General features: G+C 44.4%; 16 protein-coding genes. All 16 read left to right on the top strand.

The annotated features are described in order from the left end of the window. The first annotated feature begins 77 nt into the window (after nt 1–77). Nucleotides 78–872 (top strand): Nif3-like dinuclear metal center hexameric protein, encoded by a 795-nt coding sequence (locus AC0VYE_RS08035; protein WP_475447152.1) that lies wholly within the window; start codon nt 78–80, stop codon nt 870–872. A 23-nt stretch (nt 873–895) separates the two neighbouring features. Beyond that, nucleotides 896–2476, top strand: coding sequence for a response regulator (locus AC0VYE_RS08040; RefSeq protein ID WP_076267952.1), 1581 nt, complete (start codon nt 896–898; stop codon nt 2474–2476). Between the two features lie 47 nt (nt 2477–2523). Next, nucleotides 2524–4299, top strand: coding sequence for a sensor histidine kinase (locus tag AC0VYE_RS08045; RefSeq protein WP_475447154.1), 1776 nt, complete (start codon nt 2524–2526; stop codon nt 4297–4299). 133 nt (nt 4300–4432) lie between these two features. Beyond that, a complete protein-coding gene (locus AC0VYE_RS08050; protein WP_475447156.1) occupies nt 4433–6142 on the top strand; it encodes a type 2 periplasmic-binding domain-containing protein in 1710 nt (569 codons plus the stop codon). Between the two features lie 191 nt (nt 6143–6333). Continuing rightward, nucleotides 6334–7308: an ABC transporter permease gene (locus AC0VYE_RS08055; RefSeq protein ID WP_076267949.1), complete on the top strand. Its 975-nt coding sequence runs from the start codon at nt 6334–6336 to the stop codon at nt 7306–7308. A 15-nt stretch (nt 7309–7323) separates the two neighbouring features. Further along, on the top strand, nt 7324–8268 hold the full coding sequence (locus tag AC0VYE_RS08060; protein ID WP_076267948.1) for a carbohydrate ABC transporter permease: 945 nt from the start codon (nt 7324–7326) through the stop codon (nt 8266–8268). A gap of 18 nt (nt 8269–8286) precedes the next feature. After that, nucleotides 8287–9306: an endo-1,4-beta-xylanase gene (locus AC0VYE_RS08065; RefSeq protein WP_475447159.1), complete on the top strand. Its 1020-nt coding sequence runs from the start codon at nt 8287–8289 to the stop codon at nt 9304–9306. 28 nt (nt 9307–9334) lie between these two features. Beyond that, complete coding sequence (locus tag AC0VYE_RS08070) at nt 9335–11383, top strand: alpha-glucuronidase family glycosyl hydrolase (RefSeq protein WP_475447160.1); 2049 nt, start codon at nt 9335–9337, stop codon at nt 11381–11383. Between the two features lie 266 nt (nt 11384–11649). Further along, nucleotides 11650–12189 (top strand): hypothetical protein, encoded by a 540-nt coding sequence (locus tag AC0VYE_RS08075; protein ID WP_256710881.1) that lies wholly within the window; start codon nt 11650–11652, stop codon nt 12187–12189. A gap of 37 nt (nt 12190–12226) precedes the next feature. After that, nucleotides 12227–13006 (top strand): SDR family oxidoreductase, encoded by a 780-nt coding sequence (locus tag AC0VYE_RS08080; RefSeq protein ID WP_475449482.1) that lies wholly within the window; start codon nt 12227–12229, stop codon nt 13004–13006. A gap of 128 nt (nt 13007–13134) precedes the next feature. Continuing rightward, entirely contained in the window at nt 13135–14160 is a 1026-nt protein-coding gene (locus tag AC0VYE_RS08085) for a DUF2332 domain-containing protein (RefSeq protein WP_475447162.1), read from the top strand. A gap of 72 nt (nt 14161–14232) precedes the next feature. Beyond that, nucleotides 14233–15369 (top strand): winged helix-turn-helix domain-containing protein, encoded by a 1137-nt coding sequence (locus AC0VYE_RS08090; protein ID WP_475447164.1) that lies wholly within the window; start codon nt 14233–14235, stop codon nt 15367–15369. Between the two features lie 102 nt (nt 15370–15471). Then, nucleotides 15472–16737 (top strand): MFS transporter, encoded by a 1266-nt coding sequence (locus AC0VYE_RS08095; protein WP_475447166.1) that lies wholly within the window; start codon nt 15472–15474, stop codon nt 16735–16737. Between the two features lie 92 nt (nt 16738–16829). Continuing rightward, entirely contained in the window at nt 16830–17438 is a 609-nt protein-coding gene (locus AC0VYE_RS08100) for a TVP38/TMEM64 family protein (protein WP_475447168.1), read from the top strand. 227 nt (nt 17439–17665) lie between these two features. Then, nucleotides 17666–18496 carry a 5-dehydro-4-deoxy-D-glucuronate isomerase gene (kduI, locus tag AC0VYE_RS08105; protein ID WP_076267940.1) on the top strand — a complete coding sequence of 277 codons (831 nt, stop codon included), beginning with the start codon at nt 17666–17668 and terminating at the stop codon, nt 18494–18496. 25 nt (nt 18497–18521) lie between these two features. Beyond that, nucleotides 18522–19316 (top strand): DeoR/GlpR family DNA-binding transcription regulator, encoded by a 795-nt coding sequence (locus tag AC0VYE_RS08110; RefSeq protein ID WP_076267939.1) that lies wholly within the window; start codon nt 18522–18524, stop codon nt 19314–19316. Nucleotide 19317 lies beyond the last annotated feature (1 nt).

Here is a 19317-nt window from a genome sequence, read left to right on the forward strand (position 1 = left end):
TTAAACATGAATACGCTTTATTTCATCTTTTTATTCAATTACATGTCATAATAAATCTGAAGGGGTGCACCTATAAAATGATAAAAATACAAAATGTTGTGGATGATTTATTGGCCCCTGTTACTCCAATTGCAGGCAGCGTGGATACGTTAAAGTTCGGAAATCCACAAACGGAAGTCAAGGGCATTGTCGTTGCGTTTATGGCCTCGCAGCAGGTGCTCGAATGGTCTGTCGCAATGGGGGCGAACCTCATCATTACGCATGAAGGAACCTTCTTCAGCCACCATGATGCCAAGGAATCTACTTATGTGAACGATCCTATTTATAAGGCTAAAAGCCGATTTATTGAAGAATCAGGATTGGCAATTTATCGCTTTCACGATTATTGGCATCGGTACGAGCCAGACGGCATTATGGAGGGGCTTATTGATGCCTTGGATTGGAATGATTATGTGACGGAGCATTTGCCCGCCGCATCAATCGTAGCTGTTCAACCGATGAAGCTCGAGCAAGTAATCGAGCATATCAAAAAAAAGCTGGGAATCTGTTATGTGCGTACAGTAGGGGATTTATCCACGAGTTGCAGCCGGATTGGATTGTTGGCCGGCTACAGAGGCGGGGGGGACAACGCAATTCCTTTATTTGCAAACTATAAGCTGGACTTGATCATATACGGCGAAGGCCCGGAGTGGGAGACGCCAGAGTATGTAAGGGATGCCGTCCACCTGGGCAGGCACCAAGCGCTAGTTGTTCTAGGTCATTCCGAAAGCGAGCAGCCGGGTATGAAACTGCTGGCTGATCGGCTTCGCCATAAATATTCTACTATTCCTGTTCATTACTTGCCTGTAGATCCCGTTTTTAAAGTGGTCTAACCCCTAATAAGAGGAGGAATTTGATGCATTTACATCGTGCAATTCTGGTTGACGATGAACCATTTACCCGCAAAGGCTTAATGAAGCTAATCGATTGGGAAACCTGCGGCTTTCAAATCGTAGGGGAAGCTGATAATGGCGAGGATGCGCTTGAACTGATCAAGCGTGTGCAGCCTGAGCTGGTCATAACGGACATTCGTATGCCGGTCATAGATGGGCTTGAGCTGATTCGATGCGTCATGCTGGAAAATATAGCTGTACCTTATTTTATTATCATTAGTGGTTACAATGACTTCAATTATGCCCAGCAAGCGATGCGTTATGGCGTTCATGACTTTGTTGTTAAACCGGTCGATGACGTTGAATTCACCGCTACGTTGACCAAATTAAAAGATAAATTAATACTGCAGCAAGAGGAACAGGCTAGAAATGAACGGCTGCTGGGCGGTGAAATGATTAAATCACTCATTCTCGGTGAAGCGAGCGAGGCGTCCATTGCAGGCTGGGAGCAGCGTTTGAACCTGAGAGAAGCTGATCGTTTATATTATTTGCTTGCTGAGCTGAACGACAACTACAACTGGCATCCATATGAGGAGAAAGTTCCCTACGCGCGCTTCAAGGAGCTCGTTCAACAAGAGCTTACGCGTATAACTTCTGCAGATCAGCCCATTTGCTTAAATGAGCATCGCAATCGTATCGGGATTTTGCTGCCTAGTTATTTGCTGGCAAGATGGGGCGGAGATCTCGAGCGATTGTTAACGGCCTTTCGAGATGCGCTGGATGCACATTTGGGAAAAGGCGTATTTCTTTACGCAGGTTCTGCTGTTCAACATTTGTCGGAGATCCGAGAATCGTACAAGACCGCCAAGGAAGCCAGCTTATACAAATATATAAACGAGGACAATCGCATCGTTAGCTTCGATCAAAAAAAGCTGGAGAGGCTCAATTATATCGGGTTTGATCCTGCTGAATTTAATTTATTTATGGAGCAAATGGAAGAGCTGCAGCTGGAGGCAGTGAAAACTATTGTTGATAAATGGTTTATAGATTTTCGCGAGAAACGATATGCTCCAGAAGCGGTTAAGATGAATATCCAGCTATGCTTGATGGGGATTTTGAAAACGATCCGCAATATGGAGGGGGATGAAAACTCCTTGCATACACTGGGACCGCTGCTTAACTGGCATGATTCTAATTTATCGCTCGGTGAACTAAAAAAACTGTTTCATGCATTTATCGAAGAGAGTCAGCAAAGTATTGCTGAGCTTAGGAAGGAACAGCTGAAAAGCGATATTCAAAAAATTAAAAGCTATATTGAAGCCAATTATTCGCAAAACATCAGCTTGAAGAGCATTGCTGCGTTATTTTATGTCAATCCGGTCTATTTAGGCCAATTATTTAAAAAGACATACCGCGTCTATTTTAATGAATTTTTACTTCAGCTTAGGGTAAATGAGGCCAAAAAGCTGCTGAGACAATCGCGCACGATGCGCATATATGAGATTGCGGAGAAAATTGGCTTCAGCAATGCAGATTATTTTGTTACGCAATTCGAGAAGATCGAGCATATGACTCCTACAGAATACCGAAATAAGCTCTTGTAGGCGTAGTTTCTTAAACCATCCGTTATCACAAGAAAAGGAGAATATCCGTGAAGCTGAGCCTAAGTCTCAACAATGTTCGTCTGCGGAATAAGCTGCTCATCCTTTATATCTTTTCGGTGTTTCTTCCAATCGTGTTAACCAACGTTATTTTTTATAATGTGACGACGGATAATGTGAGAAATCAACGGATGAAAGATATTACACGAGCAGTAGAACAGATCAACAACGAATTCCGCGCCGAAGTCGAGGATGCCGTGACCATTTCCGCTGTGTTTTATACCGATTACAATTTAAACGAAATTTTAGAGACGGACTATCAAGAACCGGCTGCTTATGTTGAAGCTTATGATACGTATTTCCGGAGAATTTTGAATAGCTATACTCCTGTTTATGCCTCCATTCAAAGCATAAAAATTTTCGTGGAAAATCCAACAATGCTGCATTCAGGCGGCGTTGGTTATTTATCAAACGAAATTAAGCAGTCTGACTGGTATCAATTGTTGAAGGAAAGAAACAATTCTTACCCAATCTTCATCCGAACGCAGCAGGAGGATTTATATCTAAAAAGCGATGGCGCGGACAAGCGGAATACATTCAGCATTATCCGTGAAATGAATTATTTTGAATCTAAAAATAAATGGCAAAAGTATTTGAAAATCGACTTGAAAACGAGCACGATTGACCAAATATTTCGAAATCAGAACCTGCAAGGCAACATTTATTTAATTGATGATAAAGGTCATGTGGAGTATACGACAGACCCTGAGGTGGACTGGAGCGGAAAACCGGTATCGTTTGATGAATTGGTTTTTCCAAAGGATTCCATCCAATTTCCTTCAACGAATTCCTATGTGAGTTATTTGGAAAATTGGCGCATTGTAGGGACGATTTCGGAGGAAGAGGTGCTGAAGGACGTAAGGCAGTCTAGAGAATTTGTTTTTGTGCTGGCCTGTTTAAATATTTTCATCCCAACGCTGATTATATTATGGATTTCACGTTCACTGCACGAGCGGTTGGTTCGCATTTTGCAGCATATGAAAAAAGTGAAAAACCAGAACTTCGATACGATTAAGCAGGGTGAATCCCTGGATGAAATCGGACAATTAACGAGCGAATTCAATCGGATGACGATACAAGTGAAAAGCTTGATTGATGATGTGTATATCGCGGACATTCAGACCAAAACATTAGAGCTCGAACGGAGGAAAGCGCAGCTGAATGCGCTGCAAAGCCAAATCAATCCTCATTTTCTATTTAATGCGCTGGAAACGATTCGAATGCGAAGCTTGATTAAGGACGAGATGGAGACGGCCAAGATCATTCATAATATGGCGAAAATATTTAGAACCTCGCTCACTTGGGGCAAAGACCGCGTTATGGTTAGTGAGGAAATTGAATTTATTTTGTGTTTCCTCGAAATTCAGAAATATCGATTTGAAGATCGGATGAATTACGACATCCACATAGATCCTGCTGCTAAAGAGTGCATGGTACCCAAAATGATGTTTTTGCCTTTCGTAGAAAATGCCAGCATCCATGGTATTGAGCCGCTAAGACATGGAGGCAGCATTCAGGTCCAAGTTGAACGCGAGGCGGACACGTTAATTTTCTCGATCAGAGATAATGGGATTGGCATGGATGAACAAAAAGTAAAACAGTTTTATGGCTATTTGGAAAGCGACGAAGAGCTGGGCGAAAGAATTGGCGTTCAAAACGTTATTTATCGCTTGAAACTGATTTATGGTGATCGTTTTCAACTATTAATTGAGAGTGAGCCTGGACAAGGTACATTTATTCGGGTTGCAGTTCCTGTTGAAATATGAGATGCCCGTAAAACGAATATCGTATATGTTTTTTAAAGTTTGAACTATAGTTTATTGGGTAAACAAAGTATTTTGAATTACTTATAATGAAAGTGCTTACAAAATAAGTTGCACTCGAAAGGGGCTGGGGAAAGTGAAAAAGAAAATATTATTGACTTGTATGACTGCCTTTATGATCTTTACTGCTGCATGCTCGAACAGCGGCAATGGCGGAGAAGCAAAGCCAACTAACAGCACGAACACTCCTGCAAATACTGCAAGTGAAGGGAAAGAAACAGATAAGCCGGTTGAAAAAGTTACTTTTTCTTATTTCAATGGTGTTGCAGCAGCTAAGGACATTAACAGCAACGAGACGACGATTGGTAAAATTTTGGAGGATCAAACGGGTGTTAACTTTAAAATCGAGCATTTGGTTGGCGATCTGAACACGAAGGTCGGAACGATGATCGCATCCAACGCTTATCCAGATGTTATGATTCCGGATGCAGCAATAGACAAAATTCTTGAAGCGGGTGCGTTTATTCCATTGGACGACCTGATTGAAGAACATGGTCCGAACATCAAGCGTGTATACGGTAAATATTTCAACCAAATGAGAGCTGCAGATGGAAAAATCTACTTCCTGCCGTTTTCCAACACAGTAGGCGAATATATTCCAGATCCGAATATTAACCAAGGTGCTTTCTGGGTTCAAAGACGTGTTTTGAAAGAAGCAGGGTATCCAAAAGTTACAACTCTTGATGCTTACATGGATTTAATTAAAAACTTCGTAGACAAGCATAAAGATGAAGATTTGACAGGTATCGTTTCTTTAACACATGACTGGAGATTTTTCGCAACTTCCAACCCTCCAAACCACTTGGCAGGTTACCCGAATGACGGAAACGTCATCGTGGATATGAACACGTTTGAAGCAAAAACCTATGCAGCAGATGACAACACAAAACGTTGGTTGCAGAAGCTGAATGATATGAATACTGGCGGTTATTTCGATAAAGCATCTTTCGTAGACAATTACGATCAATATTTGGCGAAATTGACTTCGCATAAGGTAGTAGGTTTCTTCGACTATGGATGGCAGTTTAACAATGCGCAAGCTGCACTTAGGGACGCTGCTAAGGTAGATCCAGCACAGGACGATTTTGTTTATTTCCCACTTCCAGTTACATTCGACGGACAGAAGGATCAATATTTAGATCCTCCAGGTTTTGTTAAAAACCGTGGTTTGGGTATTACTGTAAGCGCGAAAGATTCGGTTCGCATTATTCAATACTTGGATAATTTGTTGACAGACGAGAACCAAATTCTTCAAAGATGGGGCATTAAAGGCGAAACGTATGAAGTAGACGATAAGGGCCGTATGTATCGTACAGCTGAACAAATCGCGAAAATCAACGAAGATTTCAACGTATCATTCGGCTTTAAATATTATTCATGGAACTGGCCTTTGTATGGAAATGGTTCCTCGCTTCCAGACGGAAATTCGGTTGCTCCTGGTACACAGCCTGAAGTATTCCAAATGGGCTTGACGGAAGGCGATAAACTCATTCTTGATAAATACGGCGTTAAAACATATGCCGAGTTGTTCGCTGCTCCAGATGATCGTCCATGGTACCCGGCTTGGGGCATCGCGAAAGAGCAAGGTTCTCCGCAGCAAATTTGGGAAACGAAAAAAGATGAGCTTACGAAAAAATATTTCCCTAAGCTTGTCCTTGCAAAGTCAGCAGACTTTGAAAAAGTATGGACAGAGTACACAAATGCATTCGGCAAGCTCGATACGGCTGCTTACGAGAAATGGACAACAGATGAAGTAAAAAAATTGATCGAAGCATCCAAGCAATAATATAGAAGGAACGGTGAAAGGCCGGTTTGCGGATGCAAAATGCCGGCCTTTCTTTAAATATAAGAATTTATAAGTTTGTTAGCTTATAAAAGGCTTATATTTCTCCGTCAAAGCTGCTTCAGCGTCCAGAGGTCGCCGAAAACGTTTTGCTTGCTATCCAGCATCATTCAGTCCGGAAGGAGAGATTCAAGATGGAACATAAGCCCGATATGTCATCGTCAAACCTGGTGCTGCCTAAGAAGCCGTCGGGACTGAAGAATTTTGCAAAAAAGCTCATTGAGCAACGAGTGCTTGTTCTTATGTCTGTACCGTTTCTAGCGTGGTTGTTTATTTTTAAATATATGCCTCTATGGGGGTGGACGATCGCCTTTCAAGCCTATAAGCCAGCGAAAAGCTTCAGTGAGCAGAAATGGATCGGGTTTGATCATTTTAAATTTTTGTTCGAAGACGAACGGTTTATTCGTGTCTTGAGAAATACGGTGGCGATGAGCGGAATCAATCTGGTTCTCGGCTTCGTTACGGCAATCACACTCGCTTTGTTGTTAAATGAGGTCAGGAAGGTTGCTTTTAAACGCATTGTTCAAACGGTCAGTTATTTGCCCCATTTCATTTCTTGGGTAGTTGCGGCAAGCATTATTCAAACAACGTTATCTCCAGATGGCATCATCAATCAAATGCTGCTTTGGACCGGCTTTGTGGAAAAAGGCGAGGAAATATTATTTCTCGGTATACCCGAGCAATTTTGGACCATTTTTGGAGCAAGCTCTGTATGGAAAGATGTAGGCTGGAATACAATCGTCTACCTAGCGGCAATGACGATGATTGACCCTGCGCAATATGAAGCAGCAGAGATGGATGGAGCAGGCCGAATTAAACGGATGTGGTATGTAACGCTTCCGGGTATCAAACCGGTTATTATCGTATTGCTCATTATGAATATCGGGTATTTGCTGGAATCGGGCTTCGAGCCGCAGTATTTGCTGGGGAACGGCATGAACGTCGATTTTTCCGAAAACCTTGACATATTTGTTCTTAAATACGGGATTGCGCAAGGCAACTACTCGCTATCAATTGCAGCGGGCATGTTTAAAACCATTATCAGCTTTATTTTATTGTTCGCAGCGAACAATCTTGCAAAACGTATGGGCGAGTCCAGACTGTTTTAGAGGGAGGGGTACAACATGAGTCATTCGGCATCGGAAGCTGTATCAAACAAACCAAGCCGCATCCGCTCATCACGCGGCGATCTCATATTTGATATTTGCAATTATATATTTCTTACTTTACTGATGGTTGTGACCTTATATCCTTTCTTGAATACAGCCGCCGTATCGCTCAACAATGCGACGGATTCGATTAAGGGCGGTATTTATTTGCTGCCGAGGATATGGACACTGGACAATTATAGCTACGTACTTAGGGAAGCAACGATTTTTCATGCGACGCTAATTTCCATCCTTCGAACGGTGATTGGAACGATAGCTACTGTCTTTTGTTCAGCGATGGTGGCTTACACGATTACTCGACAAGAGTATGTGCTTAGGAAATTCGTGACGATTGCGTTCATTTTGACGATGTATTTTAACGGCGGGCTCATTCCAAACTTTCTATTGATCCGTGATTTGGGTTTGCTTAACAACTTCTGGGTATACATCTTCCCAGGTTTGATCGGTGTATTCAACTTAATCATTATTCGTTCCTTTATTGAAGGGCTGCCTGAGAGCATTTTGGAGTCTGCGAGAATAGACGGAGCCGGCGATTTTAAAATGTTTTACAGCATCGTCCTGCCGCTTTGCGTTCCTGTGCTCGCGACTGTTGCGCTTTTCTCGGCAGTGTATCAGTGGAACCAGTGGTTTGACGTGTTCTTGTACAATTCCTCGAATATCGATCTCAGTACGCTGCAGTATGAGCTGCAAAAAATTCTGCAAAACTCCAATGCTTCCTTGACGACGAAGACGGCGGGCGATGCGTTCGCCAATGCCGGCAATTCAGGAGCCAATACAGTAACGCCGTTCGCCATCCGGGCAACGATGACGATTGTGGCTTCCTTGCCGATCATTATGGTATATCCGTTTCTACAGAAATACTTTGTAAAAGGTATGACCGTAGGCGGCGTGAAAGGTTAATAGACAGGGGGAAATAAGATGAAAAGCCATGCAGCCAGTTCTATTCCTAAGTTATACGAAGCATTTAAAGATTCATTTGATATAGGCGCAGCAGTTAATCCGCGTACGATTGTTCAGGCTCGCGATCTCATAGCCACCCATTTTAACAGCTTGACTGCTGAGAATGAAATGAAATTTGTTAGCTTGCACCCTTCCGAAGATACCTATACGTTCGAAGAGGCAGACAAAATCGTCGCATTTGCAAGAGAGCATGGGAAAAAAATGAGAGGGCATACACTGGTTTGGCATAATCAGACATCCGATTGGCTGTTTGAAGAAACGAATGGCAGCTCGGTTAGCCGCGAGAAGCTTTTGGATCGATTGAAATCGCATATTCATACTGTTGTTGGCCGTTATAAAGATGATATTTATGCATGGGACGTCGTAAATGAAGTCATTTCTGACGAAGGCGCAGCTATGCTGCGTCCAACCAAATGGCTGGATATCGCCGGAGTGGACTATATTGCAAAAGCGTTTGAATTCACACATGAAGCAGATCCTAAAGCTCAGCTTTTCTACAATGATTATAATGAGTCGAACCCTCTGAAACGCGATAAAATCTATCAATTGGTTAAATCGCTGCTCGAGCAGGATGTTCCGATTCATGGCGTTGGCCTTCAAGCGCATTGGAGCTTATATCATCCTCATTTAGATGAAATACGGGCTGCTATCGAGAAGTACGCTTCACTTGGCCTAAGACTGCAATTAACAGAGCTTGATATATCGATGTTCCGCCATGATGATGTACGAACCGACTTAGCAAAGCCTACTGAAGAAATGCTGGAGCTGCAGGAGAAACGATATGAGGCTGTCTTTCATTTGCTGACGGAATATCGCAATCATATTGATGCGGTTACGTTCTGGGGAGCGGCGGATGATTATACGTGGCTTAGTGATTTTCCTGTACGTGGACGGAAAAATTGGCCAATGCTATTTGATGAGAACCATGAGCCAAAAGGTTCGTTCTGGCGCGTCATGAAGCAGCACTCATCTCTCTGAGCCAGCTTACAAGGAGGCACGTTAATAAATGGACAGTCACACGTATAAGGCTTGGCTGAATCCTCAGCGGATAGAGGATTTGCATTTAAAAAAGGAGTATTCGGCTCTTTTTGGTCAGATCGTCTTTAGTGGCGTGGCGACTGGCGTTTTGGAAACGGCAATCAAGGAGCTGCAGCATGGTATTCATGCCTTAATCGGCATAATCCCGGCAGTAAAGGAGCGGGCTGAGCCTGCGACGGCTGGCTTTCTTCATATTATGGTGGATTCCGTATTGATGGATTCTGATAGATGGGAGCCGTCGAAAGCGGGATATATGCTGCGGTACAGCTCTCAGCAAGGCCATGGCAATTTATCTCTTGTCGGCGGATCAGATACAGCCGTATTATATGGTGTATTTCATTTACTGCGTCTATTAGGCGCCGGTAAGCCAGTGAAAGAACTGAATGTCGAGGAGTCTCCAGCCATGTCGCTTCGAATGATTAATCAGTGGGATAATGCTGATGGTTCGGTAGAGCGAGGGTATGCAGGACAGTCTATTTTTTATCAAAATGGAGAAATAACGAGTGAATTTAATCGAATAAACGATTATGCAAGAATGCTCGCATCCGTTGGCCTCAATGCGATTTCTATCAATAATGTGAATGTTCATGCGATTGAAACGATGTTCATCACAGAGGAAAAGCTTCCTGCTGTTGCGGTTATTGCAGACATTTTCCGCAGGTACGGAATTACGCTGTTTCTAAGCGTTAACTTTGCTGCTCCTCTGCAAATCGGAGGTCTGGCCACTGCGGATCCGCTGGATGCTGGTGTGAAGCAGTGGTGGAAGGAAACGGCTGAACGGATTTACGCGTTCATTCCTGACTTCGGTGGTTTTGTGGTGAAGGCAGATTCTGAGCATCGGCCGGGGCCATTTGCTTATGGACGCGACCATGCAGATGGAGCGAATATGCTTGCTGAAGCGCTGGAAGCTCACGATGGCATCGTCATTTGGCGCTGCTTCGTTTATGACTGCATGCAGGATTGGCGTGATCGGAAGATCGATCGAGCGCGTGCGGCATTTGACCATTTTAAACCGCTCGATGGTCGTTTTCGGAATAATGTCATTCTACAAATTAAGAATGGACCGATGGACTTTCAGGTTCGCGAGCCCGTATCCCCGTTGTTTGGCGCGATGAAGAAAACGAACCAGATGATGGAGTTCCAGATCACGCAAGAATATACCGGTCAACAGAAGCATCTTTGCTATCTCGTCCCGCAGTGGAAGCAGGTAATGGATTTCGATACTTATGCGGAAGGTGCATCGACTGAAGTTAAGCGAGTGGTGGATGGTACATTATACGGCATGAAATATAGCGGAATTGCAGCAGTAAGCAATATTGGGAATGAAGAGAGCTGGACAGGGCATATTCTCGCACAAGCCAATCTTTACGGATATGGCCGGCTAGTGTGGAACCCGGCTTTAACAGCCGAGGAGATTTCGCACGAGTGGATAGCCGCAACGTTTGGCAATGATCCTGAGATAGCTTTAGCAATCGGTGACATGCTGATGAAGTCGTGGCTGTTATATGAAAGCTATACGGCGCCGCTTGGCGTAGGCTGGATGATCACGCCTAACCATCATTTTGGTCCGGATGTCGATGGCTACGAGTATTCAAGATGGGGAACCTACCATTTTGCAGATCGTGACGGTATCGGCGTTGACCGGACGCAGGCGAGTGGAACAGGATATACGGCACAGTATAATGAACCAAACCGTTCGCAGTATGATAGTTTGGACACTTGTCCAGACGAGCTGCTGTTATTTTTCCATCATGTGCCTTATACCCATTTACTCCATACTGGCAAGACGGTCATTCAGCATATCTACGATACCCATTTTGCGGGTGCGGAGGAAGCTGATCAGATGTTGCGGGATTGGGCTGGTTTGGCCGGCAAAATCGATGAAGCAAGGTTTGCGCATGTCGCTGAGCGATTGGCCTTTCAAGCTGATCATGCGAAGCATTGGCGCGACGTGATCAATACGTATTTCTACCGTAAATCGGGCATTGCCGATGCGGCTGGTCGGAAAATATTTTAATGGGTTTGGATGCGAGGTGGAGATTTGTCCACCTCGTTTTTTGTTTGACGGTGGAATAGAGAGTAGAGGGGCGGCTCCAATGGTGGGGGAGTAACTCATCGATGGGAGCGTTTAAGAGCATATAGGTTCTTAAAGTGGCGTGTCAGGCTTGGTTTGCGGGCTGTAAGAACGCATATGTTCCTATACGCTCCACAAAGCAGTCCTTTACCGCGTTGGTAGAGGGCTGTTTTTGTCTATAGATAAAACCTTTACAAATGAGGAAAGCTTTGCAATCATTAAGTAATGGTATTTTATTGGAAATTGCGATGAGGAGTGAAGCTATGAATGTCATGAGAGGATCAGATTGGTTAGCTGCTGCAATGAAGTTAAGCGTAATATCTGCTTTTGTTGTTTTGTTAAGCGCTTGCAGCAATACAATTAAAGTCGAGCATATCGAGGCATTTAGCATAGAAATTTTTTCAGAGGAAAATAAAGATGGCTTTTATGAACAAACAGGCTTTAAGAAGGTGAACTCTATTACTGCTTTTGCAGAAAATAAAAATTATTTAAGCTCTGACATCAAAATGGTCGTGGATTATTATGATCTGGATGGAAAATACGTTAAATCAGAAATCGTACATACGAAATTCAGCAAGTCTCATATCACGATGGTTGAAGATGGAGATAATCGAAAAAAAGAGCTTCAGGAGCCATCAACCATTATCATACCTGATGACAATTTACAAAATTTTCGATCCAGTGCTCTATCAGACGACGAGAAAAAACAGATTAAACAACATGTGTTAAATTTTATAGATAGTTTATAAGTTTAGGACAAACGAATATGGAGGAATTGCATTGCAATTGATCTCATTAAAAAATAAGATAGCGATCGTTACAGGAGCGAGCAGATCCACGGGAATTGGAACAGCGATTTGCCGTTCGCTTGCACGCTTAGGTGCAGACATTTTCTTTACGCATTGGCATGCTTTTGATGAAACGGAAGGCAATGGGGGAGAGAAGGACTGGCCTGAGCAGCTGCGTAAGGAACTAGAAGACTTAGGTGTGAGGGCAAGTCATATGGAAGCGGATTTTACCGATGTGGAAACACCTGCCCTTATAATGGAGCAAGTAGAAAGGTCGTTAGGCCACGCGACGATTTTAATTAACAACGCCACCTATTGCGTACCTTCCAATTACAAAAGCTTGAATATCAGTATATTGGACCAACATTATGCAGTTAATAACCGCGGACCGATATTGTTAAGCACAGAGTTTGCTAGCAGATTTGAGAAAAACCAATTTAAAGGGACATCGGGCAGAATTATCTTTATGGTTTCAAAAGGGCCCGATCCTAATAATTTGGCTTACATTGCAACAAAAGGCGCATTGATTGGGCTAATCGAGCCGTTATCTGTAGGGTTAGCTCCGCTTCAAATTACGGTGAATGGGTTTGATCCAGGCCCTACCGATTCTGGCTGGATGGATGAGCAGATGAAAGCTGGCTTTTTGCCAATGTTCCCTATGGGACGCATCGGTTTGCCGGAGGATGCAGCTAAAGCAATCAACTTCTTGGCGAGTGACGAATCACAGTGGATAACTGGGCAAGTTATAAAATCTGAAGGCGGCTTTTTAGGTAAATAGCTGATTTTGTCCCTTATTATCCTACACACATGTGATAAAAGAAATCTATATAGTTTATAAATCATTGAAATATAATTTATCGATAGCCATGATACAATGCCGTTAAGCGGGAAAATGGAGGGATGGCATTGTTGAACAAACCTATTTTGACTGAGCAATTTATGGTGTTCGCGACGAGGGAATGCAATGGCTCAAGCCGTTTATATGAACAGCTATCATTAGCCATTGCAGATGATGATGAAATGCTTCAGATGGCTTCTTATTGCAGAGAAGGGCAGCCAGTTCCCAATCTTTTTTTTGCTGCGGTTCAGTACTTGCTGCGCAAAGAGAGCAGCCACGAACTGCAAAAGTTTTACGGCAGCATAGTTAATCATCCGAGAGATGCGGCGGAGGCATTCCCTTTTTTTAAACACTTTTGCCTTCAGCATAAAAAGGAAATTGTTCAACTGCTCCAAAACAAGCTTGTACAAACGAATGAGGTTAGACGCTGTGCTTACCTGTATCCTGCATTTTGTTATATGTATCAAAAATCGAACAAACCATTAGCAATCATTGAAATTGGAACAAGTGCGGGGCTGCAGCTTTTTTGGGATAAGTATAGTTATCAATATAACGATAGTGAAACTTATGGAAATACAGATGCTGAACTGGTACTGCGCTCGGAAGTTCGTGGAGATGTTATTCCGCATCTCCTAAAACAAAGTCCGCCAGTGATAGCAAGGATAGGAATAGATTTGCACATTAATAATCTGGAAGAGGCAGACGATTATCTTTGGTTAAAGTCGTTGATATGGCCTGAGCATAACGAGCGGATTGTGAATTTTGACAAAGCGGCTTCTTTATTAAAAGGGCAGCAGATGGAGTTGTTTCAAGGGAATGGTGCGAAACGACTTGCTGAAATGGCTGCTAAAATAACGGAGGATTGTGTTATTGGTGTGTTTCACACCCATGTAGCCAACCAAATGACTCATGATGACAAAGTTGAATTAACAGACAGCATTAGGAGAATAGGGCAACAAAGAGATATATTTCACCTCTACAATAATATGTGGGACCCATATCTTCATCTTGATTATTATTTGGAGGGCAAGGAGCAGAAGGAAACGTTAGCGGAAACAGATGGTCATGGCCGTTGGTTTCGGTGGATGCTTTGAGCCTACACCGTTCATTGTGGATTTAACGAAAGAGCATAATTTCAGCGCGCAGGGATAGAGGTCGAGAGATTTATGGAATGGGATGCGGGTGCTTACACCATTGCATGGAAAGCACAAAAGATTGTACTGCTTCCGAAGGAATATGCGCTGCTGCATTTCATGCACAGCCATGCAGGGCAAACGCTGTCGCGCGAACAGCTGCTGGACAACGTCTGGCCAATGGAGGCGCCGGTAGATCGTACGGTAGATGATCACATTTACCGGCTGCGGCGCAAGCTTGCACAATGGTCGCCGACTATTCAGATCGATACGGTACGTGGACTCGGTTATCGATTGCTGCTGAAGCAGGAAGGTCTGAATGATAACCCTCTAATCGAGCTGCCTTCGTTTACGGAGGAGCTAAGCGGGATTGTCAGCACATATTTGCGCTATGGAAGAGGGGATGCGCTCCTCATGCTGACACGGAATGAGCAGGTATTAGGCTTTAAGGTGGACCTGACCTTAAAGCTTTTATTTCGCGTAATGGAAGGCGATGTACGTTTTATTGTGCGGGAGGAGGCGGGCTCATTTGCAGATCGTGCCTTCCTTTTGCTGTACTTAAATCAGTTTATTGACCCACAGGACAACCGTGAGTATGTGGCGATCGTTCGTAGGCAACAGGTGCTTGCGCAGATATGGCAAAACGAGCTCGAAACGATGTCGATCATCAGCATGCTGATGGATTGGGGAGAGTTCGAGGCTGCCAAGGAAAAGCTGGATTTGCTTAAAGCAGAAGTGAAGCGAAATAATTGGGAAGGGCTCATCCCCTACACCGCTAATCTAGAGCTGGAATTTGTGCTGCGCGCTGAGCTGTGGTCAGAAGTCGATTCGGCTGCAGTGGTTGTTGAGGCGAAGCTCAAACAGTTTCCTTATCAACGCGAGGAGGGGCATTACCTTGTTTTGAAGGGGATAGCGCTTTATCGTTCGAACAGAAAATCCGGCTTGTCCTTTATTGAACAGGGATTCTCGCTGCTGAAGCAGTCGCATTTTTTAGCCAATCTGTTAAACAGCTATCACACCCTTCTGATCATAACCAAGGTGCATGGCTGGGGAGCAGACCGGGATTACTTTGTGAAGGAATGGAGCCGGTTAACGGCACAGATTGGGCTGGATGATATTGCAAAACAGGTAAAGGAGCAGCTTCAAGCTGAGCTGAAATCCTACCAATAATTTTCTGTTAAATTTCTATTAAATCTTTATTCATGCTCTGATAATGCTCTGATAATTGTCCGGTATCGTTGGATTTATCAACTTATACCGGAGGTTATCAAGATGGAAAATGCAAAAAAGAATGATCCGATTTGGCGCCCGCTGCGGGCAAAAGGCTTCCGCCAGCTGTTTATTGGCCAGCTGTTGTCCGACCTTGCGAATTGGCTTGATTTTATAGCGCTTAGCGCATTAATTGTTTATGCATGGAATCACGGCTCTATGGCAGTTGCCGCTTTATCGATCTGTGTCGGTTTGCCTTATGTCATTGTGGGACCGTTGATGAGTGTGCGTCTACGTTGTTTTTCTGGAAAAAGCTTGTTAATCGGATGCGATCTATTGCGATTTGTATTCGTGCTGGCCATGGCTTGGGCGCCGTCTCTTCCTATTCTTCTGCTATTGGTGCTGTTTAAGCACAGCATGAGCGCTATATTTGACCCGGTTAGGCAAAGCGCTGTGAAAAGAATCGTTGACCGGCATTTGCTGGCGCAGGCCTCTTCACTCAGCCAAATGTCGGTTAATATGACCAAGGTGTTGGGACCTATGATCGGCGGAGCAATAACGGCATGGCTCGGAGCAGCGGTTCCATTTTTCATAAGCGCTATATTGTATGCACTGTCAGCTCTCATGCTCGGTTTTATCCCGTCTTGGAGAGGACAGAAGGAGCAAGCGGCAAAGCCATCCGGCGGATTAAGGGTTGCCTGGGAGCATATGATGCGCAGGCCGCTCCTGAAGGCGGTCATTATGTATGCTGCTTCTTTGTTTTTCCTTATCTTTTTGTATGATGGTTTGTTCGTTTTGCTGGCGAAGGAATCGGGAATGGCTGAGAATTTATTCGGACTGCTCATTGGCGCGGTTGGTGCAGGCAGTGTTGCCGGCGCTTTACTGGCAGGACAATGGAGCGGGTGGAAGCGGCGGCCGCTTACTCATATGACGAAAGCGGGTATCGCAACGGGAATTCTCGTTATTGCGGTCGGAATTAGCGGCATGGGCATATTCCAAGCGGAGCTTGCTTTGTGGCTGCCGTTATGTGCGGCGCTTGGCTTTTGCAGCGCACAAAGCGCGGTGCCGTTTGGCTACGTGTTGCAAATTGAGACGACGGATGAAACGGTTGGTCCTGTGTTTGCGTTAGCGAATGCTTTTCAGACGAGCTCTATGCTCATTGCACCTGTAATAGGGGCGATGATGGCTACGTGGTGGAGTGTCGGCAGTGTATTCCTCGGTGTTGGGGTAGCTACAACAGGAATAGCGGCTGTTTACCTTTTTTACAGTGAGATGATGGTAAATAAGCAGCGACAACGGCGAACCTTTACACAAGAACTGAACGACTGATCACTGGCTATCTTAAATTTGACACAATGCATTGCTCGTATTTATCTTCAATAATGATAAGCTGGAGATATCTACTATTCAGGGGTACAACGATGCTCAAAAAAACAGGTTTAGCTGCTTTGTATGCCAGTATTGCTTTTCTTATTTATCGTTATGGCGATGTGATTTTGACGTGGTTTCAGCAAGCGGATAATGTTCCGCTCGTCGTTATTATGGCAACGCTCGTCGCACTATTTCCTGTCATCCCGTATCCCGTAATCGGCGGGCTCATTGGTGCTGCTCTTGGCCCAGTGTTAGGCGCGGCAGTAACTTGGACGGGCTCAGCGGCAGCATCCATTGTGATGTTTCTGTTTATCCGCTATGGCTATCAAGAGTGGGGGAAGAAGTTTTTCTACCGTTATCCAAGCATCGGAAAACTTACGGTGATGTTTGAGCAGAATGCTTTTCTGACGATTATGTTTGCTCGGCTCATTCCGTTCATTCCATCCATTGCAGTTAATATGTACTCGGCGCTAAGCCGTGTTTCCTTTACCGTTTATGCCGTCGCCTCATCGATTGGCAAAATTCCAGCGATGCTGTTGTTCGCCACGATCGGTGATACGCTTATGACGGACCCAAGAAACGTATTCGTTACCGTTTTAGTATACGGCATGTTTATGGCGGTATCTCTTTATGTTTATCGAAAGTGGAAGCTTCAGTAGATTTCCTCTAAAACAACAAACGGCCTCTTCGCAAATGATGCGCGCGGAGGTCGTTTTTTTGTTATACAGTCTTCTCGGAAATAAAAATGCTCCTGCTAATCTTGAATGTTTAAAATGTTCTTTTTATGTTCGTAAATGTGTGTTATTATAAAAACGAACAATAACAAACATTAGCGTAGCTTGCGAGGCAAGTCTAACGCAAATAACTTTTAGGAGGCTTTTATCCAATGGAAGTACGCCATACTACGAATCCTACTGATGTGAAGCAATATGATACGGAACGTCTGCGCAGCGAGTTTTTGATCGAAAGCTTGTTTGAGCAAGATCAATTAAAAATGACATATACGCATTATGACAGAATGGTTGTAGGCGGAGCATTGCCTGTGAACGAGACGCTTGAGCTGGAGGATGCTGCAACGCTAAAAACCGAATATTTCTTGGAGCGCCGCGAGGTTGGTTTCTTGAATATTGGCGGACCTGCTTCGATTTCCGTTGATGGGGAAGTATACGAGCTGAATAAGCTCGATGTGCTTTATGTTGGCAAGGGCAAACGTCAAGTGCTGCTTTCAAGTGTCGATAAAGCGAACCCTGCGAAGCTTTATTTCTGTTCCGCGCTTGCGCATGCTGAAATTGCAACACGCAAGATGACGATGGAGGAAGCGAATCCGACTCATCTTGGTTCGCAAGAGACTTCCAATGAACGTATTCTTTATAAATATATTCACGCAGACGGCATCCAAAGCTGCCAGCTTATGCTTGGTGTAACGAGCTTGAAAACGGGAAGCGTCTGGAATACGATGCCTTCGCATGTCCATGACCGCCGCATGGAAGCATACTTGTACTTCGACATGAATGATGATGCTCGCGTATTCCATATGATGGGCGAGCCTTCGCAGACGAGACATCTTGTTGTTGCCAACGACCAAGCGATTCTTTCACCGCCATGGTCGATCCACTCAGGAGTGGGCACAAGCAATTATACATTCTGCTGGTCGATGGCTGGAGAGAACTACACATTTACAGATATGGACGCCGTACCTGCAAGCGAGCTAAAATAGAAACATTCGCTACAGGGGGTGCACTATGCTTGCTGCCGAACGGCATCGTAAGATTATAGATAAATTGGAGCAGCTTGGCGCGGTTAAAGTTTCCGAGCTAAGCGAGCTGTTTCAAGTCACGGAGAAAACGGTTCGTGAAGATTTAGAGAAGCTGGAAGAGAAGGGATTGCTGAAACGGACTCATGGCGGAGCTGTGCCCCAGCATAGAGGCGAAGACAGCCTTTATCCGCTGCAGTTCCCAAACAGCAAGCATCAGCAGGAGAAGGCGGCGATTGCGGAGCTAGCTCTTTCCTGCATCGAGCCTAATGATATTATTGCGCTGGATGCTGGCAGTACTACGCTCGAAATGGCAAAGCGTCTGCCCAATATCCCGGTTACGGTGCTTACGAACGATCTGCTTATCATTCGGGAGCTGACTGCGAAGGACCAAGTAAGGCTTGTTATTCCCGGGGGCTACCGGCATAACAATTTGCTTATCGGCGCAGAATCGCAGGAATGGATTAAACGACTGAATGTACACAAGCTGTTTCTTTCTACAACCGGCATTCATATGGAATATGGGCTTACCATATTCACAGAAGAATTGACGAAGCTGAAGAAGCTGTATATGGAAAATGCCAAGGTCGTCTACTGCCTTGCCGATCATAACAAATTCGATAAGGGTGCACTAATAACGTTTGCGGGTTTGCATGAAATTGACTATATCATCACAGACGAAGGTATAGATGCGGACGTTGCGGCGAGGTATGAGTCGCAAAATATAAAAATGATGAAAGCAGCGCTTTCGGAAAACGGGAAGCGTACTAAAGGTAGGAGCTGAG

This window comes from Pristimantibacillus sp. Z349TD_6, from assembly GCF_056173205.1.

Excerpts from the sequence above, each read along its gene's own strand:
- kduI (WP_076267940.1), top strand. The coding sequence starts at position 17,666 with ATGGAAGTACGCCATACTACGAATCCTACTGATGTGAAGCAATATGAT.
- AC0VYE_RS08065 (WP_475447159.1), top strand. The coding sequence starts at position 8,287 with ATGAAAAGCCATGCAGCCAGTTCTATTCCTAAGTTATACGAAGCATTT.
- AC0VYE_RS08055 (WP_076267949.1), top strand. The coding sequence starts at position 6,334 with ATGGAACATAAGCCCGATATGTCATCGTCAAACCTGGTGCTGCCTAAG.
- AC0VYE_RS08070 (WP_475447160.1), top strand. The coding sequence starts at position 9,335 with ATGGACAGTCACACGTATAAGGCTTGGCTGAATCCTCAGCGGATAGAG.
- AC0VYE_RS08040 (WP_076267952.1), top strand. The coding sequence starts at position 896 with ATGCATTTACATCGTGCAATTCTGGTTGACGATGAACCATTTACCCGC.
- AC0VYE_RS08035 (WP_475447152.1), top strand. The coding sequence starts at position 78 with ATGATAAAAATACAAAATGTTGTGGATGATTTATTGGCCCCTGTTACT.
- AC0VYE_RS08100 (WP_475447168.1), top strand. The coding sequence starts at position 16,830 with ATGCTCAAAAAAACAGGTTTAGCTGCTTTGTATGCCAGTATTGCTTTT.
- AC0VYE_RS08090 (WP_475447164.1), top strand. The coding sequence starts at position 14,233 with ATGGAATGGGATGCGGGTGCTTACACCATTGCATGGAAAGCACAAAAG.
- AC0VYE_RS08060 (WP_076267948.1), top strand. The coding sequence starts at position 7,324 with ATGAGTCATTCGGCATCGGAAGCTGTATCAAACAAACCAAGCCGCATC.
- AC0VYE_RS08095 (WP_475447166.1), top strand. The coding sequence starts at position 15,472 with ATGGAAAATGCAAAAAAGAATGATCCGATTTGGCGCCCGCTGCGGGCA.
- AC0VYE_RS08110 (WP_076267939.1), top strand. The coding sequence starts at position 18,522 with ATGCTTGCTGCCGAACGGCATCGTAAGATTATAGATAAATTGGAGCAG.